At 57.2% G+C, this 22,871-nt stretch carries 20 protein-coding genes and 1 pseudogene; 10 read left to right on the top strand and 11 right to left on the bottom strand.

What is annotated here, in order from left to right; genetic code table 11:
• Positions 1-15: 15 nt before the first annotated feature.
• The 6 genes from hisD to G0Q00_RS14565 all read right to left on the bottom strand — a co-directional run bounded on the left by hisD (position 16) and on the right by G0Q00_RS14565 (position 6,350).
• Positions 16-1,344, bottom strand: coding sequence for a histidinol dehydrogenase (hisD, locus tag G0Q00_RS14540; protein WP_163040644.1), 1,329 nt, complete (start codon positions 1,342-1,344; stop codon positions 16-18).
• An 11-nt stretch (positions 1,345-1,355) separates the two neighbouring features.
• A complete protein-coding gene (locus G0Q00_RS14545) occupies positions 1,356-1,886 on the bottom strand; it encodes an ester cyclase (protein WP_163040646.1) in 531 nt (176 codons plus the stop codon).
• A 124-nt stretch (positions 1,887-2,010) separates the two neighbouring features.
• Complete coding sequence (locus G0Q00_RS14550; protein ID WP_163040648.1) at positions 2,011-2,892, bottom strand: carbohydrate ABC transporter permease; 882 nt, start codon at positions 2,890-2,892, stop codon at positions 2,011-2,013.
• A gap of 1 nt (position 2,893) precedes the next feature.
• The gene (locus G0Q00_RS14555) at positions 2,894-3,919 is read right to left on the bottom strand and encodes a carbohydrate ABC transporter permease (RefSeq protein WP_163040649.1); all 1,026 of its coding nucleotides are present in this window, start codon (positions 3,917-3,919) and stop codon (positions 2,894-2,896) included.
• 65 nt (positions 3,920-3,984) lie between these two features.
• Complete coding sequence (locus G0Q00_RS14560; protein ID WP_163040651.1) at positions 3,985-5,211, bottom strand: ABC transporter substrate-binding protein; 1,227 nt, start codon at positions 5,209-5,211, stop codon at positions 3,985-3,987.
• Between the two features lie 83 nt (positions 5,212-5,294).
• The gene (locus G0Q00_RS14565; protein ID WP_163040653.1) at positions 5,295-6,350 is read right to left on the bottom strand and encodes an ABC transporter ATP-binding protein; all 1,056 of its coding nucleotides are present in this window, start codon (positions 6,348-6,350) and stop codon (positions 5,295-5,297) included.
• Positions 6,351-6,485: 135 nt separating this feature from the next.
• Between G0Q00_RS14565 and G0Q00_RS14570 the strand changes: the two genes are divergently transcribed.
• Genes G0Q00_RS14570 through G0Q00_RS14580 form a run of 3 tightly spaced genes read left to right on the top strand, consistent with a single transcriptional unit; the run spans position 6,486 to position 8,833 of the window.
• Entirely contained in the window at positions 6,486-7,487 is a 1,002-nt protein-coding gene (locus G0Q00_RS14570; protein WP_163040655.1) for an ester cyclase, read from the top strand.
• Positions 7,484-8,350, top strand: a complete 867-nt coding sequence (locus G0Q00_RS14575) for an amidohydrolase (RefSeq protein WP_163040657.1) — start codon at positions 7,484-7,486, stop codon at positions 8,348-8,350. The genes G0Q00_RS14570 and G0Q00_RS14575 overlap by 4 nt, the downstream gene beginning before the upstream one ends.
• 15 nt (positions 8,351-8,365) lie before the next feature.
• Positions 8,366-8,833, top strand: coding sequence for a thioesterase family protein (locus tag G0Q00_RS14580; protein ID WP_163040659.1), 468 nt, complete (start codon positions 8,366-8,368; stop codon positions 8,831-8,833).
• 80 nt (positions 8,834-8,913) lie between these two features.
• Here G0Q00_RS14580 and G0Q00_RS14585 read toward each other — a convergent pair whose 3' ends face one another.
• Positions 8,914-9,117, bottom strand: a complete 204-nt coding sequence (locus G0Q00_RS14585; protein ID WP_203565022.1) for a hypothetical protein — start codon at positions 9,115-9,117, stop codon at positions 8,914-8,916.
• Positions 9,118-9,178: 61 nt separating this feature from the next.
• On the opposite strand from G0Q00_RS14585, the pseudogene G0Q00_RS14590 reads away from it, so the two are divergent.
• Positions 9,179-9,370, top strand: a pseudogene (locus G0Q00_RS14590) (ATP-binding cassette domain-containing protein); the annotation flags it as partial.
• Between the two features lie 230 nt (positions 9,371-9,600).
• Here G0Q00_RS14590 and G0Q00_RS14595 read toward each other — a convergent pair.
• From G0Q00_RS14595 to G0Q00_RS14610, 4 genes are all read right to left on the bottom strand, one after another.
• Positions 9,601-10,380, bottom strand: coding sequence for an IclR family transcriptional regulator (locus G0Q00_RS14595; RefSeq protein WP_163040661.1), 780 nt, complete (start codon positions 10,378-10,380; stop codon positions 9,601-9,603).
• A gap of 12 nt (positions 10,381-10,392) precedes the next feature.
• Entirely contained in the window at positions 10,393-11,751 is a 1,359-nt protein-coding gene (locus tag G0Q00_RS14600; RefSeq protein ID WP_163040662.1) for a TRAP transporter large permease, read from the bottom strand.
• A complete protein-coding gene (locus G0Q00_RS14605) occupies positions 11,751-12,419 on the bottom strand; it encodes a TRAP transporter small permease (protein ID WP_163040664.1) in 669 nt (222 codons plus the stop codon). Before G0Q00_RS14605 ends, G0Q00_RS14600 begins: the two co-directional genes overlap by 1 nt.
• A 102-nt stretch (positions 12,420-12,521) precedes the next feature.
• On the bottom strand, positions 12,522-13,754 hold the full coding sequence (locus G0Q00_RS14610; RefSeq protein WP_163040666.1) for a TRAP transporter substrate-binding protein: 1,233 nt from the start codon (positions 13,752-13,754) through the stop codon (positions 12,522-12,524).
• A 119-nt stretch (positions 13,755-13,873) separates the two neighbouring features.
• Between G0Q00_RS14610 and G0Q00_RS14615 the strand changes: the two genes are divergently transcribed.
• The 6 genes from G0Q00_RS14615 (at position 13,874) to G0Q00_RS14640 (ending at position 22,854) form a co-directional block, all read left to right on the top strand.
• The gene (locus tag G0Q00_RS14615) at positions 13,874-15,496 is read left to right on the top strand and encodes a GMC family oxidoreductase (protein WP_163040668.1); all 1,623 of its coding nucleotides are present in this window, start codon (positions 13,874-13,876) and stop codon (positions 15,494-15,496) included.
• Between the two features lie 38 nt (positions 15,497-15,534).
• Positions 15,535-17,313 (top strand): sulfoacetaldehyde acetyltransferase, encoded by a 1,779-nt coding sequence (gene xsc, locus G0Q00_RS14620; RefSeq protein WP_163040670.1) that lies wholly within the window; start codon positions 15,535-15,537, stop codon positions 17,311-17,313.
• Between the two features lie 89 nt (positions 17,314-17,402).
• Complete coding sequence (locus G0Q00_RS14625; protein ID WP_163040672.1) at positions 17,403-18,440, top strand: YeiH family protein; 1,038 nt, start codon at positions 17,403-17,405, stop codon at positions 18,438-18,440.
• Between the two features lie 11 nt (positions 18,441-18,451).
• Positions 18,452-19,456 (top strand): phosphate acetyltransferase, encoded by a 1,005-nt coding sequence (gene pta, locus G0Q00_RS14630; RefSeq protein ID WP_163040674.1) that lies wholly within the window; start codon positions 18,452-18,454, stop codon positions 19,454-19,456.
• Between the two features lie 1,029 nt (positions 19,457-20,485).
• Entirely contained in the window at positions 20,486-21,085 is a 600-nt protein-coding gene (locus tag G0Q00_RS14635) for a helix-turn-helix domain-containing protein (RefSeq protein WP_163040676.1), read from the top strand.
• Positions 21,086-21,264: 179 nt separating this feature from the next.
• Positions 21,265-22,854, top strand: coding sequence for an ABC transporter substrate-binding protein (locus G0Q00_RS14640; protein ID WP_163040678.1), 1,590 nt, complete (start codon positions 21,265-21,267; stop codon positions 22,852-22,854).
• The last annotated feature ends 17 nt before the right edge of the window (positions 22,855-22,871 follow it).

The raw sequence follows: 22,871 nt of genomic DNA on the forward strand, positions 1-22,871 counted from the left end.
GTTCCCGCACTGTCTTCACTCGGCGGCGTCGCGATAGGGCGCACCTTCGCCATAGGGGACGTTGATCCCGCCATAACGACGCACCCGCACGTTGCATTGCTCAGCATGTCCGACAAAGCCTTCCAGCAGACACAGACGCGAGCCGTACTCGCCGATCAGCGTTGCGGCCTCGTCCGTGGTGACTTTCTGATAGCTGTGCGTTTTCAGGAACTTGCCCACCCAAAGCCCGCCGGTATAGCGCCCGGCCTTCTTGGTCGGCAGAGTGTGGTTGGTGCCGATCACCTTGTCCCCATTGGCCACGTTGGTGCGCGGGCCAAGGAACAGGGCGCCATAACAGGTCATGTTATCAAGGAACCAGTCGTCACGGTCCGTCATCACCTGCACATGCTCGGACGCGATGTCGTCGGCGACGACCAGCATCTCGTCATAACTGTCGCACAGGATCACCTCGCCATATTCCTCCCAGCTGACGCGCGCGGTGCTAGCGGTGGGTAGAATTTCAAGGATGCGGTCAATCTCGGACAGGGTGCCCTCGGCCAGCGCCCGCGAATTGGTGACCAGCACAGCAGGCGAATTATATCCGTGCTCGGCCTGACCCAGCAGGTCGGTGGCGCACAGCTCGGCGTCTACCGTGTCGTCTGCAATCACCATGGTTTCGGTTGGACCGGCAAACAGGTCGATGCCGACGCGGCCAAAAAGCTGACGCTTGGCTTCGGCGACGAAGGCATTGCCGGGGCCGACCAACAAGTGCACGGGCGCAATGCTTTCGGTGCCAATGGCCATCGCGCCCACCGCTTGAATGCCGCCCAGAACATAGATCTCATCCGCGCCGCCCAGATGCATCGCGGCGATCACGGCAGGGTTCGGTTCGCCATTGAACGGTGGCGTGCAGGCGATGATGCGTGGCACACCTGCCACCTTTGCCGTGGCGACCGACATATGCGCCGATGCGACCATCGGGAACTTGCCGCCAGGCACGTAGCAGCCCACCGATTGTACTGGAATGTTCTTGTGCCCAAGGATCACACCGGGAAGGGTTTCGACCTCGATATCCAGCATGCTGTCGCGCTGCGCCTGGGCAAAGTTCGTCACCTGCTCTTGGGCGAAACGAATATCGGCCATGTCCTGGTCCGAGACCTTGGCGATGATGGCCGCGATCTCGTCTTCCGACAGGCGATAGCTGGGGCGGTCGTAATTGTCGAACTTCACCGCCAGCTCGTGCACCGCCGCGTCGCCGCGTGCCTCGATGTCTTTCAGCGTGGCTGCGACCACGGCTGCGGTCTTGGCGTCGTCCTCGGCACGATCCGCTTCGGGTTTGCCACGTTTGAGATATTCAATGGCCATCATCTTTTTCCTTACTTGTCGGGGCGCGGCGCTTCTTTTGCGCCACGATCGTATGCTTCCCAGCCTTCGCCGTTGAAAAGGTCGACGCCCAGTTGCGCGGCGACGTGAGCGAAATCGACATTCACCCAGTTGTCGACGATCTTGCCGTCAACGACTTTCCAGAAATCCATGTAACGGATCTCGACCCGCTTGCCGGTGGGGGCGATTCCCAGAAACTCCCCCGAATGGGTGGCTTCCTGACGCCCGAAGGCGGCGGCCCATTCGCCCATATAGAGGCGGGCCTCGTCGATGCAGGTTTTGTCACTGAACGCCGCTTGAAACGGGCGCTGCCAGTTGTCTTGGAACTCTTTCAAACCTGTCTTCGTGCCGCAACCTTGGTTGCCCATCCAGCGAAAGCCTTCGGAAAAGAACTCGCCGATATCGTTAATGCGGTGGTCGTTCAGACCGTCCACCATGGTTTCGATCACCCGGCGGGTTTCATCGGTCTTGCTCATGTCGGTGTCGCGCGTCAGCACGGCTTGTTCGGGGCGGGAGCCTTTCATCGGGCCTCTCCTTTCAGAATGCATTGAGATTTTGAGGGGGTGAAGTGCGCCCCGCTCAGGAAATCCCGTGGCATTCTGTTCAACGCCGGATGGCGCGACATGGCGGTATGACGGGCGGAAGAGCTCATCCTTTTACCGCCCCGGCGGTCAAGCCCGACACGATCTGGCGCTGGAAGAACATCACAAGGATGAACAGGGGCGCGGTGGCCGATACCACGGCCGCAACAGCGAACATCACATTGCCTTCGGTATAGGTCGTGCCAAGGAAGGCCGCGATGGCCGGCACCATTGTGCGATTACTTTCGCTCAGCAGCATCGCGGTCACGGCGAAGTCGTTATAGGCCAGAAGGAAGCTGAACAGCCCGGTGGTGATGACGCCCGGCCACATGACCGGCACGATGACATGGCGGAAGGCCTGAAACTGGGTGCAGCCGTCGACTTTGGCACTTTCGTCCAGTTCCTTGGGGATGTTCTGGAAGAAGGAATGCAGCATCCACAGCGTAAACGGTTGGTTGATCGCCACAAGCACGATGATCGTGGTCGGCAGAATGCCCCAGACGTTCCATTCAAAGAACGGTAGCAGATAGCCTGCGACCAGCGTAATCGGCGGCATGGCGCGGAATATCAGCGCGGTGATGAGCAGCCAGAAGGTATAGCGATACCCCGACCGCGACAGCGCATAACCGCCTAACGTGCCAATGGTCAGCGAGGTCAGAACCACGAAGAAGCACACCATGAAGGTGTTGATGACATTGCGCCAGAACTCTTCCTGTACCCATGCGCCGTGATAGGCGGCCCCGGTAAAGGCACTGTCATAAGTCGCCTTGGTGCGCTCGCCGGTGATGGCATTGGTCCAGTTCGCGATCGAGAAGAAGTCGAGCTCGACCTTGAATGATCCCCACAGCGTCCAGAAAAACGGGAAGGCGGCTAGGATGAACCACAGCCCGACAAAGCCATAAATCAGGATACTTAGGCCCAGAGGGCGTCTTTGTGCTTTGGAGGCCATGTTACTTCCCCTTGAAATCACGCCAGGTGCGCACCAGCACGGGCGACAGCAGGATGGCGACGCCAATGATGGTTAGAACCGAGGTTGCAGAAGCAGCCGAGAGCTGTCGGGTTTCGCCGCCAAGATCGTTGAAAATGATCCAAGACAGCGAAGTCGCATGCGCTGAGGCGTTGAACCCCACCACAGGCTCGAAGACCCGGAAGTTGTCCATCAGCTGGATCAGCGCCACGAAAGTCACCAGCGGCATCAGGTGCGGCACCACCACGTATTTGATCTGTTGCCAGCGGGTGGCACCGTCGATCTGTGCGGCCTCGATCTGATCCTTCGGCAAGGTCTGAAGCCCCGCATAAAAGACCACGAAAGCAAACGGGGCCGAGTGCCAGATTCCGTAGACGATCAGCATGACCCACGTCAGCCCGGTTGACGCCTTGAGCGAGAAATTCGGATCCCCCGCAAGACCGACCAGTGCCGAGCCGATAATGCCGCGACTGTCGACCATCCAGAACAGGATCAGTGACCCGATCAAAGGCGTGACAATCATCGGCAGAAGCGAGAAGAAGATCATCAGCCCCTTCAGATGGCGGTGCAGCGAGTTCACGGCGAGCGCGATCATCAAGCCGACCACAATCAGCATCGGGGTCACGATGAAGGTAAATGTCAGAGTAAATGCCAACGCGCGATAAAGCGGCAGGTTGAACAGGCGGTCCCAGAAATCACCCCAGGTCTCGGCGGTGTCCCAAGCCTCGCCAAGTTCGGCAATCGCAAGGTGTCCACGGTCCAGATAGATATCCAGTCCGACGAAACGGCCAAGGGGCTGGGCCTCGCGGATCTCACGGGTGGCTTCTTGGTCAATGGTGGTTTCGGTCGTGCAACCCACCAGCGGGGTGCAATTCTCGACAGTTTTCAGAACCGCCTCATGCGGGGCAAAGACCGACTGGGTCACCACCGATACAATCGGCAGCGCGATGAACAGGAACATCGCAAGACCCGTCGGCAGGAAGAACCAGAAGAACGTTCTATGTTTCATCTTGGGACCCAGACTAAGTGAATGGTTACCGGAGAGGATCGCTCCTCTCCGGTGGGGAGGAAGGCTTACTTAAGGAAGCCCTTTTCCACGGCGGCAGCACGATAAGCTGCTTCGATGTCAGCCAAGGCCTGCTCGGCGCTTTCCTTGTCTTGCAGGAAGTCGGCCAGCTCGTTGCCGATCGCGCCATGCATCAGGCCCATGTAGGGAACCATCGGGTAGGGAACGGTGCCTGCTTTCGCGGCGTCAAACACACCGATGGCAGCGTCGGTCGGCTCATAGCCGTCGATCAGCCACACAGCCTGCGAGGCCACTTCGGCGTCCTGCATCAGCTCGGGACGGATGCCGTTCATCATGGCGATGAAGGTCGCTTCGGCTTCCTCGTCAGAGATGTTCTTGGCAACGGTCCAGCCGTCCCACCACAGGGTCGATGCCGGGATCGAGCCGCCGCCCACAGTCATCGGACCGGCGATGGCGTGGCCGTTCTTGACCTCGTCCGTGACACCGTCAGCGGTTGTCTGGGTTGCGGCACGCGAGCCCCACATGTTCAGAAGCGCGATGTTGCCTGCACGATATTCGGCGTTGGTCGCATTCGAGTCATGGGTCAGGAAGTCGGGGTTCATGTACTCGGTCAGTGCCTTCATCATGTTCAGCGTGTTCACGCCAGCTTCCGAGTTGATGTTCGGCTCGGCAGTGCCTTCTTTGAAGAAAGTGCCACCGTAACCGATGAACATGTTGTTGAATTCCTGCGCAAGGTTCCAACCGGCAGCATATGCACCGCCAATCGGGTTCTGCATGACGCCCTTGTCGCGGATCATCTTGGCCGCCTCCAGCATTTCTTCATAGGTTTTGGGCGGCTCGATGCCCAGATCGGCCAGAACGTCCTTGCGGTACATCAGGTGCTGGGCGTTCGCCATGAAGGCCACGGCCAGAACCTTGCCGTCCACGGTGATCAGCTGAGATTTCTGCAGACCTTGCCCGTGCTTGGCGACCAGATCGTCCAGCGGACGCACCAGATCATCGTTCATTAGGATCGTCAGGGTCGAGTTCGCCACAATCGCCGAAGTATATTCCGCAGGATTGCCCTGCATACCAGCCACATGGATGTCCTTGTGGTCGGCGGTCAGGTTTTTGGTCACTTCTGCGCCGGTGCATTCGGCCGCGCCTGCGCCAACGGTCTGGATCGCCGGGAATTCGTTGCCGATGATATTCACTCGCGCGCCGATCTCGCAGGCAAACGCGCTTCCTGCCATAAGGGCAAAGGCGCTGGACAAAGCCACTTTCCTAAAAAACATTGGTATTCCTCCCTGGATGGTGGGTGCATCTTCGAAGGCTGCACCCCTTGATTGCCCCGCCCTGCGGCGGAAAAAAAGTGGGGTTAGCCCCCCAAACGCGCCCCTGTTTCAGCGTCGAACAGGTGGCAGTGATCTGTGTGGATATGCATCGAGACAGTGTCATCGATCTCGGCCCGGAAGGACTTGTCGGCTTTCACCGACACCAGCTGACCGGCCAAGCGGACCGAAACCATGGTGCTGTCTCCCAAAAGCTCCAAGGTATAGATCGGCGCGTTGATCTCGCCTCTGGATCCATCAACAACGACGTTCGCGTCCTCGGCGCGGAAGCCAAGGGTGATGGGACCGTCAGGGGCGTCCAGCCCGGGAACTTCGGTGTATTTCGAACGGAACACACCGTTTTCCATCGTGCCTTCGATCAGGTTCATTGCGGGCGAGCCGATGAAGCTGGCCACGAAGGCGTTGGCCGGGCGATCATAGATGTCGACCGGCGTGCCGACTTGCTGCACCACACCCTGCTTCATGATGACCACGCGGTCGGCAAGGGTCATCGCCTCGATCTGGTCGTGGGTCACGTAGATCGTGGTCACCGCCAGTTCGTGCGACAGGTTCTTGATCTGCGCACGGGTTGAGACGCGCAGCTTGGCGTCAAGGTTCGACAGCGGTTCGTCCATCAGGAACACGTTGGGCTCGCGCACGATGGCACGGGCCAAGGCCACGCGCTGGCGCTGACCGCCCGACAGCTCGGCCGGTTTTCGATGCAGGAAATCGTCCAGCTCGACCATGGCGCTGGCGCGGCGGACCTTTTCGTCATGGGTCTTGGGATCAATGCCGCGGACCTTCAGCGGAAAGCGGATGTTCTCGTAGACGTTCATGTTGGGATAGAGCGCATAGCTTTGGAAAACCATCGCCACATCGCGGTCTTTGGGCTCCAGATCATTGACCTTGACGCCATCCACCAGGATGTCGCCCTCGGTCGCATCTTCAAGCCCTGCGATCATGCGCATGGTGGTGGTCTTGCCACAGCCCGAAGGCCCCAGCAGCACCAGAAACTCTTTGTCCGCAATGGTCAGGTCGAAATTGTCGACCCCGACGAAACTGCCCCAACGCTTGCTGATGTTCTTCAGCTGGATCTCGGCCATTCGGATTCCCCTCCCATTGGAATCAGATTTTGCATACGCATGCAAAAACGTTAGACTAGCCTGTGACAATTTGGCAAGGTATTTTTGCAAACGTATGCAATAATCCTTCAAGCCACTGACGGGAAGCGAAAATTTATGACGATGATTCAAGACGCCAAAGCCATGGTGCAGCGATTCCATGCAGCACTCGACGCCCCAGGTGCAGATCTGGAGCAGGTCTTGCAGACATATACTGGCGCAAACTTCGTGTGGCGCGGGTTCCACCCATTCAACGAAATGAACTCGCCCGAACAGGTCGCAACCGACTTTTGGTCGCCCCTCCGCCAAAGCCTTACGTCACTGCAACGCCGCCAAGACATCTTTTTCGCCGGCACCAACCAGATGGATGATTTCACCAGCGTCTGGGTGGTGTCGATGGGGCACCTGATGGGCCTTTTCGACACGGCCTTTTGTGGCATCCCGCCAACCGGCAAGATCGCCATGCTGCGCTATTGCGAATTTCACCGGATCGAGGGCGACAAGATCGTCGAAACGGCCATGTATTTCGACCTGCCCCACCTGATGGCGCAGGCGAGCATTGTGCCCTTCCCAGATCATACCGCGGCCCAGTTGGTGCAACCGGGGCCGATGACCCATGACGGGTTGCTGTTCGATGCCCAGCCCGCGCAAGAGGGCGTGGACACGCTGACCCTGATCAACCGCATGATCGGTGATCTGGGGCAATGGGACAGCGGGTTGAGCCTTGAAGACGAGCTGCGCCAGACTTGGGCCGAGGATATGCTGTGGTGGGGGCCGACCGGGATCGGCGCGACCTACACGATCGAACGCTATGCCAAACAGCACTCGGGTCCGTTCCGCGCTGCTTTCTCTGACCGCTCTAAAACCACTCACATCGCCCGACTGGCGGAAGGTACCTATGGCGGCTTTTTCGGCTGGCCCAATTTCACGGCCCGCCTGAGTGGTGACTTCATGGGGATGGCTGCGACCGGCAAGATAGGTGAGTTTCGCGTGATCGACATCTATCGCCGCGACGGGGACAAACTGGCCGAGAACTGGATCTTCATCGACCTGCTGCATTTCTGGAAATCTCAGGGCCTCGATATCCTGCAGCGCCTGCAAGACGGAGACTACGCATGATCGACGCACATCATCACCTGTGGGATCTCTCGGCGGTGCATTATCCGTGGCTGATGGCCAAGGGCGTCGAGCGGTTTTTCGGAGATCCCTCACCGATCCAGCGCGACTATCTGCTGGATGAGTTTCGCGCGGATGCTGCGGCGCAAGGGTTCTCTGCGTCGGTGCACATTCAGGTCGGTGCTGAGGACGGCTTGGCCGAGGCCAGATGGGTTCAGTCCGTCGCCGACACCACGCCCGACTGGCCACTGGCGCAGGTGGTGTTCTGCGACCTGACTGCACCAAATCTGGACACACAATTGGATGCCTTTCGGGCGCTTCCCACCGTCAAGGGCGTGCGCCAGATCGTCGGCCGCGCGCCGGGCGAAGATTCGGTGACGGGCACCAACGACCTGCTGGACAACCCACGGTTCCTTGACGGCCTGCGCGAGGCCGGGCGGCGCGAATTGTCCTTTGATCTGCAACTGATCCCCGAGCTGATGGATAAAACCGCGCGGGTGCTGGAACAGGCGCCCGACACAAAGATCGCCCTCTGTCATGCGGGCAGTTCGCATGATCGCTCACCCCAAGGGCTGGCCGATTGGGCCACCAAACTGCGCGACCTGACCGCCCTGCCCCAAGTGACCTGTAAACTCTCGGGCTTGGGTATGTTTCAGCATGATTGGGCAGTCGACGACTTCCGGCCAATCATCGAACCCTGTTTGGCGCAGTTCGGCCCCGACCGCTGCATGTTCGGATCAAACTTCCCGGTCGACAGCCTCTATTCCGACTATGCCACGCTGGTACAGGCGCACCGCGCCATCGTCCCGCAAGAGATGCACAAGGCGGTATTCCATGATACAGCCGCGGCATTCTACGCGCTGTGATCCAAGGACTGCGAAATGAGCGAAACCTTCATCTACGAGACCACGGTCATTTCCGACTGGATCGACTATAACGGCCACATGCAGGACGCCTATTACGGGCTGATCTTCAGCTTTGCCGTCGACGCAGTACAGGACGCGATTGGGTTCGACGCAGCCTATCGCCAGCGCACCGGCTGCACGATCTACCTGCTGGAAGACCACAAGTATTTCCTGAAAGAGGTCAAGCTTGGCGCAGAACTGCGTGTCGAAACCGTGGTGCTGGACAGCGACGAAAAGCGGTTTCACCTGCACCTGACCATGCTGCACGGAGGCACTCCGGTGGCCGTCAGCGAAACCATGGAACTACACGTCAACCAGCACCCGACACCTCATGCTGGTCCCATGCCCGCCGAGATCGCCGAACGGTTGGCAGCCGCGCGGGTCCCTGACCCCGACGACCGCAAATTCCGATCCCGCAAGATGACGCTAAAGCATACGACCTAAACCGAAACCGAGGCGGGGGAGACTTCCCCTTGATCGTGGTGGAAAGGTAGAGGCCACATCGTGACCTCTACCTCATCCGCTTACTTATTGAAGAAAGCAGCCACCGCGTCGGTCGATGCATTCACCGCCTCGGGCTTGTAGTAGGAGTCCACGTGGCTGAATTCGTCAAACGCCAGTTTTTCATGCTCGTTGGTCAACTTCGCGACAAACTGGGTCGAGCAAGGCGCTGTCGAGGCAATGATCGAGCCACCTTGGCAGACGCCCAGACCATAGATCTCGTCCACGAAATGTAGCGTGCCCAGATAGGACTACCGCATCCCAAGTGTTTTCGATCAGGCGGAACATATAGCGCAACTGCTTGCGCTTTACCCGCATATGTCGGTCGAGGAAAATATGGGGTTCGGCCTGAAAATGAACGGCCATCCCAAAGACGAGATCAAGGCCAAGGTCAGCGAAGCCAGCCGCATCCTGAAACTGGATGACTATTTGAAGCGCAAACCCAAGGCGCTGTCGGGCGGGCAACGTCAGCGGGTCGCAGGCGATGGCGAGAAGATCATCGGTGAAAATCGCGAAATCGACACGCTGCCTGAAGGCAGCACCGTCATTGTTGAGTTTGATGCTGAGAACTGCATGTTCTTTGACGCGGAAACCGAACAAAGACTGCGCTGACACCCCTACCAGGTATCAAGACCTAGAAACGGGCGCGTACTACGCAAGGCGGCCGCTTCCGGGCATTTTCGTCTATGTCAGGGATTCATGCGCGCCTGTCAGGACTCATAGATTTCCGACAGCTTGGCAGCCGCATCCCTGAGCGGACCAAGGAATCCGACAATCTGCTCGAAGGAACAGCGCATCACTGGGGCATGTACAGACAACGTCGCCAACATGCGGCCTTGCTGGTCAAGGATCGGAACCGCGATGGCCGCCATTCCTGTCATGAACTCTTCATTGTCCTGAGAATACCCGCGCTTCCGGGTCGCCGCGAGCTCTTGACGCAGCTCAGCCGGATCGGTGATGGTCTTGTCCGTCAGTTTCTCTAAGGGCTTCGCCGACAAGACGCCATTCAGCGTCGTCGATTTCAGGGTCGAGAGATACATCTTGCCGCTCGCCGTGCAATGGAACGGCACCTGCGTTCCCCGGGGCAGCTGAATGCGCAAAGGCCACTTGGTTTCCACCCGGTCGAGATAGGTCATGCCCTCCCGGTCAGGCGTAGCGAGGTTGATGGTTTCGCCCAGTTCCTCGGCGGCCGCTTTCATGATGGCCAACCGTGCTGTGCGGACACGTTCAGAGGACATCGTGTTGACAGCCAAGGCGCGCAAACGATCTCCGGGCCCGTAAGAGCGGCCATCCAAATCACGTTGCAAAAAGCCTTCGGCCTCTGCAGTTTGCAGAAGCCGATGTATCGTTGGTTTTGGCAAGCCCATGGACTCGATCAGATCAGTGGGTTTGACGGACACCCCAAGCCGCGCAACTTCTTCAAGGATTCTCAGCAACCGAAGGTTGGTTGGGATCTGAGGTTCTTTTGAAGTTCTCGCGTCTTCAGGCATCGCATCTCGATCTTATCTGTTGGGCAGCAACATCAAAGCGAGGTCCGGCACAAGTGACACCAACACCCAAACGCCAATCAGTGCTGCAAGATAGGGAACCGTATACCTGAGCAGGCGGAAATAGGGAACACCCGTAACGCCGGAGGCCACGTAGAGATTCAATCCGTACGGCGGTGTGATAAATCCGATGGATGCCCCGACCAGGAAAATGACCGAGAAGTGGATCGGGTCAATGCCAACCGATGCTGCAATCGGTGCCAGAATGGGCGCCAGAATGATGGTGACAGGCAAGCTTTCCAGCACCATGCCCGAGAAGAAAACGATGACCATCGAGGTGAACAACACCGCATAGTATCCTCCCATTGAGGTTACGAAATCACCGATAGTCTGCTGTGCCCCTAGAAGAGATAGGATTTGTTGCATCACAACAGAAATCGCAATGAGAGGAGCAAGGATGCCGCTGATTTGGGCAGAGCGCACCACGATTGATGGGATCTGCGGGACAGTGAATCCTTCGACCACAAACATCTCGGCGAAGCTTTTGTCGGAAACGGGCTTGTCTCGGTCCGAACCCATGATCTTGTTGAGCGGGTAGCTGACAAGCCCTGCGATTACACAGAAGCCGACGGTGACGCCTGCGGCCTCGGTGGGTGAAAACTTACCCGTGTAGATTCCCCACAGCACCAGCCCGATGGCGAAGAAACCAAGCCAAGCACCAAAGGCCGTTTTCAGCACGCGATTCAATTGCAGCGGAATAAGATAGCCCCATCCATTGATACGGCAGATAATCCAGCAGGCAAACTGCATCCCGATCACCATCAGCGCACCCGGCAGGATACCTGCGACGAACAGGTCCGAGATCGGCAGGTTCAACAAGAACCCGTAGACGATGAAGATGATCGATGGCGGGATGATAATGCCGACTGTACCGCCCGCGGCGGCAGTGGCTGCTGAGAAGCGCTCATCATAGCCACCTTTGACCATTTCCGGGTGCAGCATCGAACCGATTGTAGCTGTCGTGGCCGAGTTCGACCCCGAGATCGCCGCGAACAGACCACAGGCGCCCAGCGACGCCATCGCAAGCCCGCCTCGCAGCCAGCCAAGACAGGCATAGGCAAAGTCGGACAGCCTTCGGGCGATCCCGGATTGGTTGATCAGGTCACCGGTTAGAATGAAGAGCGGCATCGCAAGAAGGGCGAAACCTTTATTGAACACATTCATCAGCTCGGCACCCATATTGTCGAGCGTCAGGCCAAGCACAAACGAACAGCCGATGACCCAATAGGCAATAACCAGCAGCACCGGAACGCCCAGCATGAAAAGTAAGGTGACCCCAAGTGAGATCAGTGTAACCAGAGTACCATCGGTCATCACACGTCTCCCCCAATGACAGCTTGTTTGATCAGCGGTTGCCCACTGCGGAAATTGCGAATGTCATCGAACAGGTTTTCGAAGACACGGGCCGTCATCAGGACGGCCGAGAACGGCACGGTGATCAGAAACCACCACTGCATCGTGTTGTCTGTGCCCAAAACAATCTGGAAATTTGATGCCGAAAGTGCTGTGGCACGAGTGGTCGTGACCACCACGATCACCGCGAAGATGAACCACAGGACCGCATCCAGACACAGACAGGCAATCTGCCCACCGCGCGGCATAGCGGTTCGGAACTCGGCAAAGCTAAGGTGCGTGCGCAGGCGGACGTTGAACGCCGCACCGAACCACGCCATGATCATGAACAGAAGCGGTGGGATGGTCGTTGACCACGGCTGCTGATTTGAAAAAATGAAACGGTCGATCACCCCCCAGAAGATGATGAACGCAATAGCAAGATAGCTGTAGACCATAATCGTGCGCTCAAGATGGCGATCCAGCAAAGGCACCTTCTTATAGACCCACAGCATCACCAACCCCAAAAGGGCCGTCGCCGCTGCCCCGAACACCCATGCAGCATTCGGTTTAAGTGCGTTGCGTATTTCGTAGCTATCCTGAGACGCGAAGGCGCTGATGATCGCGCCCAACTCTGACCAGAGTGCCATTCATTCCTCCCTTGGATGCCCGCCGGCTTCCACCGGCCTGAGGGCAGACGGGACCGGCGCATCCTGCGCACCGGCCCCGGTTCTCTTGTTCTACGACGAACGTTAGCCCTTCCACCAACGGCGGGGCTCAACATTCTCCGGCTTCATATCTTTTGGAACCTGCCGCGCGATGTCGTAGATCTCTTGATAGGTGTCGATGCCACCTGCCCAACCGTTCAGACGTTCACGCCACTTCTCCCAAAGCTGCGGTTGATACTCGGGCGAGCACATTTCCTCGGCCATCTTGATTTGATCGTCGGCCAGGAAGGCGTTGCGGACATTGTTTTCCGCAAAGATCGTTCCCGGCATCTGCGGATCCGAGTGCCCCACGGTCTTGATAAGCGCAGCTTCGTTGGCTGCCTGGACATGCGTTTGCGCCCAGTAAGCTGACTCCATGACTGCATCCTGCAAGTACCCTTCAAGGCTGTCAAATACAGAGGCGCTCATCGAGGTGTGCTCGGTGCCGCAGAAGAACTTGAGGTCCACCGACTGCGAAACCACAGGCGACATATTGGCATAAGCTACTGCCGACGCCCATGTTTCAGCACCATCGATCAGGCCCTGCTTCAGACCATCCAGAGTTTCTTCCCATGCAACCGGAACCGGGTTCAGGTTCAGGGCCTGCATGGCGATCCGGCCCAGCTGGGTACCAGTCACGCGGTTTTTCGTTCCAAACAGCTGTTCCAACTTGGTCACGGTGGGCTTGTCTTCCCAGCCTAGGCCCAGCTGGATTCCGCGCAGCTCGCAATGACTGAACAGGAATTTCAAGCCGTGTCGCTTCTCAAGCGGATCGCGCAGGATGCGCTGCGATTCTGGGCTATAGAGGAAATGATATTGCGAGGCGCGGCCCGGGAACATGTAGGCATAGTCCAACACGTTCAGGTATGGCGCACCACCAGCCGAGTTTTGAGTCGACGCGGCATAGATATCAACGATCCCTTGTTGGGTTTTTTCCACACAAGAGGTTTGACCACAGATCTGGTTATTGCCGATGAATTCGACCCGAATTTCACCATCGGTGCGGCTCTCTAGGTCACGCGCGAACTCCAGCGCCCCTGCACGTTCGATAAGTAGGTTCTGAGCGTTAAAGCCAGAAGCGCCGAATTTCAGGGTGTGTTTTGCAGGCTTGGAATAGCGCTTTTCGTAAGTCGATTCTGCAGCCGACGCGAGGTTCGCGAGGCTCATAGCGCCGCCGAATCCACCAGCGGCCAAAAGCGTCGAGCTCATCCCATAGCGCCCAGCCACTCTGAACAGATCACGTCGTGAGATCTTACTCAGGTTGTTGGATACACTCATTTCATTCCTCCCTTAAGTTCAATTATTGAGACTTGTGGTCTCATTAATACTGTATTAGTGATGGATTACGCAAGGGAATTCGCGTTTCGCCTAAAAAACAGCCATTGGAGAAAACTCACATGTCGCAGAAAAAAGCTGATTTTCTGATAGTTGGAGCAGGATCTGCTGGATGCGTGCTGGCAAACCGATTGAGCGAAAACCCCGCGAATCGGGTGATTCTCTTGGAGGCAGGGGGCCGCGACTTGAATCCGTGGATCCACGTCCCGGTCGGCTATTTCAAAACGCTGCACAATCCGAATACCGATTGGTGCTACAAGTCCGAACCCGACCCTGGCCTGAACGGGCGCTCGCTTGATTGGCCGCGTGGGAAAACCTTGGGGGGATCCAGCTCGATTAATGGGCTTCTTTACGTGCGCGGGCAAAAAGAAGACTATGATCGCTGGGCACAGCGCGGAAATCGTGGCTGGAGCTATGACGACGTCCTTCCCTTATTCAAGCGCTCAGAAGCACATGAGAATGGCGCAGACGAGTTCCATGGCGGCGACGGCGGTCTTTCGGTTTCATTGATCCGCGCCAAAAGCGAAATATCGGAAGCCTTCATTGATGCGGCCGTGGAAATGGGCGTGCCGCGGACAGACGACTATAATGGCGCCGATCAAGAAGGGGCTGGATACTTTCACCAGACCGCCAAAGGCGGCTTCCGGTGTTCGTCCGCCCGCGCCTTCCTTAATCCAGCCAAGAAGCGTTCGAACCTTGAGGTCGTCACGCACGCCCATACCGAGTCTCTGATTTTCGACCCCCAAGATCCGAAGAAGGTGATCGGGGTGCGCTATTCCCGCAATGGCGCGACCCACGAAGCGCTGCTTAATCCGGGTGGCGAAGTTGTGCTGTCCGCGGGCGCCATCGGGTCACCGCAGATCCTTGAGCTTTCAGGGATTGGCCGCGGAGATGTATTGCAAAAAGCTGGGGTCGACGTCCGGCACGAATTGCCCGGTGTAGGGGAGTGCCTGCAGGACCACCTGCAAATCCGACTGGTCTATGAGGTCAACGCGCAAACCCTGAACGACGCGATCAACCGATTTGTTCCCCGGATGGGCATTGGTCTGAACTATGTGTTGTTCCGACAGGGTCCGATGAGCCTTGGAGCAAGTCAGGTTTGTATTTTCGCCAAGTCGATGGAAGGGCTCGAGACCCCGGACATCCAGTTCCACTTTCAGCCGCTGAGCGCAGACAAACCCGGCATTGAGATGCATCCATTCTCGGGGATCACGTCATCCGTATGCCAACTGCGTCCAGAAAGCCGGGGGCATATCCACATCGCAAGCCCGCGCGCCTCGGACTATCCCAAGATCGTGCCGAACTACCTTTCGGCCACCGCAGACCAACTCTGCGCCATTCGCGCCGTCAAATTTGCCCGTGCCATGACACAAACCAAGGCGCTCAGCCCGTTCATCGTGCGCGAACATGTGCCGCAGGGTAATCCGCAAAGCGACGAAGAGCTTTTGGATTGCGCGCGCAGCATCAGCCAGACGATCTATCACCCCACCAGCACCTGTCGCATGGGAAATGATGACCTTGCCGTCGTCGACGATCGCCTGCGTGTACGCGGGATATCGGGGCTGCGCATAGCGGATGCCTCGATCATGCCCGACATCGTTTCGGGCAACACCAACGCCCCGACAATCATGATTGGCGAAAAGGCCAGCGACATGATCCTCGAAGATCGTGCCGGCCGCGCCTGAGCCCACCAACAGACCATATTCCTATAGGAGACGCGACAATGAAAATGACCACGGAAGAAGCCTTCGTTAAGGTTCTACAAATGCACGGGATCGACCATGCATTTGGCATCATCGGATCGGCCATGATGCCGATTTCGGACCTGTTCCCCGCAGCGGGCATCAAGTTCTTTGACTGTGCGCACGAGTGCAACGCAGGCATGATGGCAGATGGCTTCACGCGTGCTTCCGGGGATATGTCGATGATGGTGGCCCAGAACGGCCCCGGCATCACCAGCCTCGTCACGCCGATCAAGACCGCCTATTGGAACCATACGCCTTTGCTTGTCGTGACCCCTCAGGCCGCCAACAAGACCTTGGGCCAAGGTGGTTTCCAAGAGGTCGAACAGATGGCTCTTCTGGAAGATATGGTCGCCTATCAGGAAGAGGTCCGCGACCCCTCGCGCATGGCCGAAGTGCTTAACCGTGTGATCCTGCAGGCCAAACGCGCAAGCGCGCCTGCACAGATCAACATTCCGCGCGACTATTGGACCCAAATCATCGACATCGATCTGCCCGCCGTTGTTGAATTCGAGCGCCCGTCGGGTGGCGAAAACGCTGTTGCGGAAGCGGCCGCGCTTCTGTCGACCGCCAAGTTCCCAGTGATCCTGAACGGCGCTGGCGTTGTTCTGGGCGATGCTATCGGCGATTCAATGGCGCTCGCTGAACGTCTGGATGCGCCGGTTTGTGTTGGCTATCAGCACAACGACGCTTTCCCCGGTTCACACCCGCTGTTTGCTGGCCCGCTTGGCTATAACGGGTCGAAAGCCGGGATGGAGCTGATCTCGAAAGCCGACGTCGTGCTGGCGCTTGGCACACGTTTGAACCCGTTCTCGACGCTGCCGGGCTATGGCATTGATTACTGGCCCAAGGACGCAAAAATCATTCAGGTTGACATTAACCCGGATCGCATTGGTCTTACCAAGCCGGTTTCGGTCGGCATCGTAGGTGACTCGAAGAAAGTGGCACAGGGCATTTTGGCGCAGTTGGGCGATGGTGCCGGTGATGGTAGACGTGCAGAACGCAAGGCCGCGATCTCGGAAACCAAGTCACGTTGGGCTCAGGAACTGACCTCGATGGACCACGAGGACGACGATCCGGGCACCACTTGGAACGAGCGTGCGCGTGACCGCGAGCCGCAGAAAATGTCTCCGCGTATGGCATGGCGCGCCATTCAGGCCGCCCTTCCGAAAGAGGCGATCATCTCGTCCGATATCGGCAACAACTGCGCGATCGGCAACGCCTATCCGTCCTTTGAAGATGGTCGCAAATATCTGGCCCCCGGCTTATTCGGACCTTGCGGCTACGGCTTCCCCGCGATCTGCGGTGCCAAGATCGCCTGCCCGGACACGCCGGTTGTCGGCTTCGCCGGAGACGGTGCATTCGGCATCTCGATGAACGAGATGGTGTCAGTAAACCGTGACGACTGGCCTGCCATCACCATGGTGATCTTCCGCAACTATCAGTGGGGCGCGGAGAAGCGCAACACGACCTTGTGGTTCGAAGACAACTTCGTCGGCACCGAACTGGCCACCGAGGTAAGCTATGCCGGTATCGCCCAAGCCTGTGGCGTGGACGGGGTTGCCGTTTACTCGATGGAAGAACTGACCGACGAGCTGAACAAAGCCGTGACCCGTCAGATGAAGGAAGGCAAAACCACCTTTATCGAGATCATGCTGAACCAGGAACTGGGGGAACCGTTCCGCCGCGATGCCATGAAGAAACCAGTCAGCGTTGCAGGTATTGACGCGGCTGACATGAAGTCGAAACGCTCGGCCTAATCTCCCGTGCCGGCACAAGGCCTACGTGCCGGCACTCCTCGCGTCTCCTCCACCGACCGGAGGAGACGCCCTTTCCTAAGGACAAACAGATGCAAACCACTGCGCGCCCTCCTTTGGTGCCCAGACTGCAGGGCTTTCTAGAGACCCATTGGCGCGGCTTCATGGTTTCCGTGGTCGTGGCCGTTGCCGCACAATTCCTGTCAGAGCACTATGGCGCTCCGGCAATGCTGATGGCGCTGCTTCTGGGCATTGCCTTTCACTTCCTCACCGAAGACAGCGGTGGAGCCTGCAAGGCGGGGATCGAGTTTACCGCCCGCACAGTGCTGCGCTTTGGCGTTGCCCTTCTAGGCGTGCGGATCAGTGTCGAGCTGATGATCGGGCTTGGCGCGAACCTGATATCCGTGGTCGTCTTGGCCGTTATCCTGACGATCCTTTTTGGCCTTGTGCTGTCACGCCTGCTTGGACGCGGCTGGCGCTTTGGCCTTCTAACAGGCGGGTCAGTGGCGATCTGTGGCGCCTCGGCCGCAATGGCAATCGCTGCGGTCCTGCCGAAAAACGAACATTCCGAACGCAACCTGATCTTCACCGTTCTATCGGTCACGGTGCTGTCGACCATCGCAATGATCGCCTATCCCATCCTGACCGAGGCCTTTGACTTCAACGATGAGGTTTCGGGCGTCTTCCTTGGCGGGACGATCCACGATGTTGCCCAGGTTGTTGGCGCGGGCTTCTCGGTCTCGGATCAGGCGGGCGAAGTGGCCACGATGGTCAAATTGATCCGCGTTGCGATGTTGGCACCCGTTGTATTGATCATCTCGATCGCCGTGCGGAGGTTTGCCGAAGACAATGCGACGGACGGCGCGCACCCACCTATCCTTCCGGGTTTCGTTATCGGGTTCCTGATCTTTGCGACGCTCAACTCGATTGGGCTGATGCCGGCCATTCTGATCGATGCAATGTCAAGCCTGAGCCGCTGGGCCTTGCTGGTTTCAATCGCAGCCGTCGGGATGAAAACGTCCCTGAAACGCATTCTGGATGTTGGTGGACAAGCCATCGCGATGATCGTCATCGAAACCGTGTTTATCGCGGTCTTCGTACTGCTTGGCGTAACACTTCTTGGACACTGAAAGGACGTTTCATGAAACCGTTGGAAATGCTTCTGAAAAACGCCGCGCGGTCGCAAAAGAAGATTGTGCTGTCCGAAGGGGCTGACCCACGCGCGGTTCAGGCGGCGATCGAGGCCCGCAAACAGGGCATCGCCCAGATCGTCCTAGTAGGCGACGAAAAGGCGATCATGTCCCAGTTCGCCATCTCTGGCGCGACGCCAGATGAGGGGGTTGAGATCCACGACCCGGCGTCCTCGCCCTTGGTTGAGGAGCTGGCGCAGATTTTTCACGAACACCGCAAACAAAAGGGCATATCGCTGGAAGAGGCGACCGAAGCAACGCACAAGCCGCATATCTATGCGGCATTGCTGGTCAAGACCGGGCGCGCGGACGGCACTGTCGGCGGCGCGATTGCCACGACAGCCGATATTGTTCGGGCGGCAATTCAGGTAATCGGCCCGAAGCCCGGTTCTAAACTGGTCTCAAGTTTCTTCCTGATGCTGTTTTGCAAGGAACATCACACCAAGAAAGGCGCTCATGTTTTTGCCGACAGCGGGTTGGTTGTTGCCCCTTCCGCCGAAGAAATGGCGCAGATTGCGATCGACTCGGCTAACAGCCTGTCCACGCTGACCGGTGAAACTCCGCGTGTTGCGATGTTGTCATTCTCGACCAGAGGCAGTGCAGATCATGACAAGGTTTCGAAGGTGGTCACTGCCACTGACCTTGCCAAACAGGCCGACCCGACACTCACAATTGATGGGGAACTGCAGTTCGACGCCGCCTTCGTGCCGCATGTCGCAGCCGCGAAGGCCAGCGATTCACCTTTGGCCGGCGACGCGAACGTCTTTGTTTTCCCCAATCTTGAAAGCGGCAACATCGCTTACAAGATCGCACAACGCCTTGGCGGAGCCGTCGCAATCGGGCCTATTCTTCAAGGTCTCGACAAACCAGCAAACGATCTGTCCAGAGGATGTGATGCTGAGGATATCCTTCACATGATCGCCGTCACTGCGGCCCAGGCTGATGCCAATCAGTAGATGCGGGATAGCGGCACAATTCTTGCTGAGCAGCTTTCCTCAAAGGTTGCTAAAAACACGGCATGCCACCCTCTAGTAAGTAGTCTCGTGTTGTTTTGCTATCTATCTATTTGAAATAAGCTCACTTCGGCTCCGCCATCCAGATAGGGGTTATGTCCACTTGCTGGAACAAGGCTGCCGTCAGGTATCGATCTAGGTCCACGATAGCTAATACTGGCGGATATGTCTCAAGTGACAACTTTACCCCGCAAGGCCAGTCTGGGTTCGCTGCGCAACGAAGGTCTGCAATCCGCACGTATTGACTTTGGAGAGGGCAGAAGCTTTTTCCGCCCTTCCCGAGGACCGGAGGGGGGAACCTTTTTGTGCGCAAAGATGGAACTGAACTCAAAAAGCCATAAAGGCTGACAGCTGGCGGCCCGACCGCAACCGTTCGAGCCCAGAATGGCTAGTACTGCTCGACTGACATCTACCTTTTTGTGGTAGCTGCAATCGTGACCAAATCTTCCTACTTGATTCAAAGGATTTCATCACGTCCATATCGTTGATCTTGCGACTTGAAAGATGATCGTATGCGATCACTCGCTGATATGGCGGGCTGGTACTATCCGAAACAAATCCGGATACTATTCTCCTCAAGATACCAAGCTCTAGTCGCAGCGTTCTTGTCGAAGGCTAAAAGCTCAGAGGACTGTAGATCTGGCAGCACCGAGAAACGTTATGCGAAACAGTCCTATTCTCCCCAGTTGCTCTGCATTCAATGCAGCAACGCCTCTTGCTGTGTCTGACGTTAAGGCTTTTGGACCTATTAATAGCAATTGATAAGAGTATGATTTGTCTCATCGCGACTACCGAGATGTAGTCCTTGTCAATGTACATTTGACCTGAGATGCACACACAACTGAGAAGGTTCACCTTCAAGTGCAATCCATCACTCCGCCTTCACATTAAAATTTACTGACACTCAAAATCCTTTTAGTGTACATTTCCTTGGGCTAACGTAGAAGCAAGCAGTCGCTGAGAGGAAATGACATGGACGCGCCCAACAATTCGAAACCGCGCAAGCAAAAAGGACAGCCCTCAAAGCTCGGCGAAGCGATCCGACATCGGCGAAAGGCGCTCGGCAAGACGCTGGCGCAAGTGGCGCAGGAAACCGAGCTGACGACGGGATTCATCTCGCAGATTGAACGCGGCATCAGCTCCCCCTCTCTATCCTCACTGATGTCCGTGGCGTCAGCCCTGCAAACCAGCATCGAGCAACTTCTGAGAGTTCCCGAGGAATTTTGCGAGTTTATTCCAAAGGATAAGCGCCAAACCTACGCCTTGGGAACCGCTGGAAGATTCTATGAAAAACTGGGGCCAGGCTTTCCTGGTGCGCTTTTGTATTCCCAGATCATATATCGCCCGGCGGGTCATCAATCTGAACGCATGTGTCATGAGGGCGAAGTGTTTTTCTATCTTATGTCTGGAGAGGTCGAGTACCATCTGGGCGATGCGGTCTTCTCCATGTCTGCTGGGGACGCGCTTCATCATGATACCTCCAAGCCACATTTCTCGCGCGTTCTAGGTAACGAAGAATCAGTCGAGCTTTGGGTGAGCACCTCTCCGCCCGGGAGCACACCTACGACGTGAGCTGAATTTCGTTCATCGGTAAAATACGAAATTTTATATATATTTCAAAGTTGTAAACTAACTTCGGGCAGTCGCCACACGCGGTATGGGTTAACGCTTTGCCGCCCTACTAAAAAAAATGTTTAGTAATTTTAAAAAACTAAGTTACGCTCCAGTCACCGAATGGGAGGAGACATTCAATGAACTTTAGCAAGACAACAGTCGCGGCCTTGTCCGTTGCAACGGCCCTAAGCACACCCCTTCTGGCTCAAGAGCGTGGCGGGACAATGAATTTTGCACGCTATGACGGTTCGCGTCTGATCGACCCGATCTATGCCGACCGCAATCCCGATATCTGGATGGTTGGCAGCCTGTTTGATACGCTGCTTCGGCCGAGTGCGGATGGTAATAGCGTGGTCTCAGGCCTTGCCGAGAGCCACGCGGTTTCGGCAGACGGCAAAACTGTGACCCTGACGCTTCGTGAGGGTTTGAAATTCGCCGATGGCACGGCCCTGACGGGTGAGGACGTCGTCTTTTCGCTTGAACGCGCACGCAACCCCGATCTCAGCCCCTGGGCAGGTCTTCTGGGGTCGGTCAACAATGTAGCTGTCGAAGGCCGCGAGGTCACTTTGACCCTCAACACGCCAGATCCTACGATCCTGTCGATGCTGGCGACTTTCAACACAGCGATTGTTTCCAAAGCCGTATTTGACGCCGCCGAAGGCGCCACGGATCAGGAAAAGTCTGCCGCAATCTTCGCCGCTGGTGGGGCGGGTGTCGGCTCTGGACCATTCTTCTTGTGTGGTTTCGAGCAGGGCGCGTCTATGAATTTCTGTGCCAACGAACACTACTGGAAGATGGGTGCAGATGGTAAACCCCTGCCGTATCTTGAAGGCGTGAACTTTCAGATTATCCCTGATGACGCCACCCGCATTCTGAAATTGCAGGCTGGAGAAGTCGACGCAGCAGAGTTCATCCCGTTCAGCCGTGTGGCAGAACTTGAGGCCGATCCGGCGATCAACATGAACCTCTATCCTTCAACCCGGATCATCTATTCGCCAATAAACACCCGCGACATCCGCGCTGATGGGTCAGCAAACCCGCTGGCAGATGTGCGTGTGCGCCAGGCGATCAACTACGCGACCAATAAAGATGCTTTGATCGGATTGGTGCTGCAAGGCTCCGGCAAACCGATGACATCCCCCTTGATGGCGGCAGCAACCCAACTGGCGACGGATCAAGGCCCGCTCTATGGCTATGACATGGAAAAAGCGCAGGCTCTGATTGCAGAAGCTGGGTTGGAACAAGGCACCGAGATCACGTTCACGACGCTCGCTGGATCTGCTGATGACAGCACCATATTCGCAGCTCTTCAACAAATGTGGGCGCCCTTGGGCATCAAGCTCAGCGTAGAGCAAGTCGACGGCGCAACCCGCGGGGCCAAGAACCGGTCGGGCGAGTTCGACATCCACACCTACGGCTGGGTCAACGACGTGAATGATCCCAGCCAAGTGGTCGGCTGGCTGGGTCACACACCCACCGCGAATGCAGTTGGCACTGGATGGGAAAACGCCGAGTTCAACGGCCTGTTCGAAGCATCAGCAGTCGAGATTGATCCGGCCAAGCGCGCCGAGCAATACGCGACGATGCAGGCGCTCTATGCCAAAGCTGCTCCACTTCTGTTTATGTACGAAACCCCCTTCGCAGTAGCTGTGTCAAATGCGGTTGATGGCTACGTGCAGACACCGCTGGGCAACAACATCTTCGAAGAAGCCAGCGTTAGCCGCTGAGTTTACCCTGACGCCGC

It is taken from the genome of Aliiroseovarius sp. PrR006, assembly GCF_010500215.1.
GTDB lineage: Bacteria > Pseudomonadota > Alphaproteobacteria > Rhodobacterales > Rhodobacteraceae > Aliiroseovarius.

What these genes read in the sequence shown, in the direction of transcription:
- G0Q00_RS14635 (WP_163040676.1), top strand. Translation starts at nt 20,486, where the DNA reads ATGGACGCGCCCAACAATTCGAAACCGCGCAAGCAAAAAGGACAGCCC.
- G0Q00_RS14545 (WP_163040646.1), bottom strand. Translation starts at nt 1,886, where the DNA reads ATGAAAGGCTCCCGCCCCGAACAAGCCGTGCTGACGCGCGACACCGAC.
- hisD (WP_163040644.1), bottom strand. Translation starts at nt 1,344, where the DNA reads ATGGCCATTGAATATCTCAAACGTGGCAAACCCGAAGCGGATCGTGCC.
- G0Q00_RS14570 (WP_163040655.1), top strand. Translation starts at nt 6,486, where the DNA reads ATGACGATGATTCAAGACGCCAAAGCCATGGTGCAGCGATTCCATGCA.
- G0Q00_RS14565 (WP_163040653.1), bottom strand. Translation starts at nt 6,350, where the DNA reads ATGGCCGAGATCCAGCTGAAGAACATCAGCAAGCGTTGGGGCAGTTTC.
- G0Q00_RS14640 (WP_163040678.1), top strand. Translation starts at nt 21,265, where the DNA reads ATGAACTTTAGCAAGACAACAGTCGCGGCCTTGTCCGTTGCAACGGCC.
- G0Q00_RS14605 (WP_163040664.1), bottom strand. Translation starts at nt 12,419, where the DNA reads ATGGCACTCTGGTCAGAGTTGGGCGCGATCATCAGCGCCTTCGCGTCT.
- G0Q00_RS14625 (WP_163040672.1), top strand. Translation starts at nt 17,403, where the DNA reads ATGCAAACCACTGCGCGCCCTCCTTTGGTGCCCAGACTGCAGGGCTTT.
- G0Q00_RS14595 (WP_163040661.1), bottom strand. Translation starts at nt 10,380, where the DNA reads ATGCCTGAAGACGCGAGAACTTCAAAAGAACCTCAGATCCCAACCAAC.
- G0Q00_RS14615 (WP_163040668.1), top strand. Translation starts at nt 13,874, where the DNA reads ATGTCGCAGAAAAAAGCTGATTTTCTGATAGTTGGAGCAGGATCTGCT.
- G0Q00_RS14610 (WP_163040666.1), bottom strand. Translation starts at nt 13,754, where the DNA reads ATGAGTGTATCCAACAACCTGAGTAAGATCTCACGACGTGATCTGTTC.
- G0Q00_RS14555 (WP_163040649.1), bottom strand. Translation starts at nt 3,919, where the DNA reads ATGAAACATAGAACGTTCTTCTGGTTCTTCCTGCCGACGGGTCTTGCG.
- G0Q00_RS14550 (WP_163040648.1), bottom strand. Translation starts at nt 2,892, where the DNA reads ATGGCCTCCAAAGCACAAAGACGCCCTCTGGGCCTAAGTATCCTGATT.
- G0Q00_RS14560 (WP_163040651.1), bottom strand. Translation starts at nt 5,211, where the DNA reads ATGTTTTTTAGGAAAGTGGCTTTGTCCAGCGCCTTTGCCCTTATGGCA.
- G0Q00_RS14575 (WP_163040657.1), top strand. Translation starts at nt 7,484, where the DNA reads ATGATCGACGCACATCATCACCTGTGGGATCTCTCGGCGGTGCATTAT.
- xsc (WP_163040670.1), top strand. Translation starts at nt 15,535, where the DNA reads ATGAAAATGACCACGGAAGAAGCCTTCGTTAAGGTTCTACAAATGCAC.
- G0Q00_RS14600 (WP_163040662.1), bottom strand. Translation starts at nt 11,751, where the DNA reads ATGACCGATGGTACTCTGGTTACACTGATCTCACTTGGGGTCACCTTA.
- pta (WP_163040674.1), top strand. Translation starts at nt 18,452, where the DNA reads ATGAAACCGTTGGAAATGCTTCTGAAAAACGCCGCGCGGTCGCAAAAG.
- G0Q00_RS14580 (WP_163040659.1), top strand. Translation starts at nt 8,366, where the DNA reads ATGAGCGAAACCTTCATCTACGAGACCACGGTCATTTCCGACTGGATC.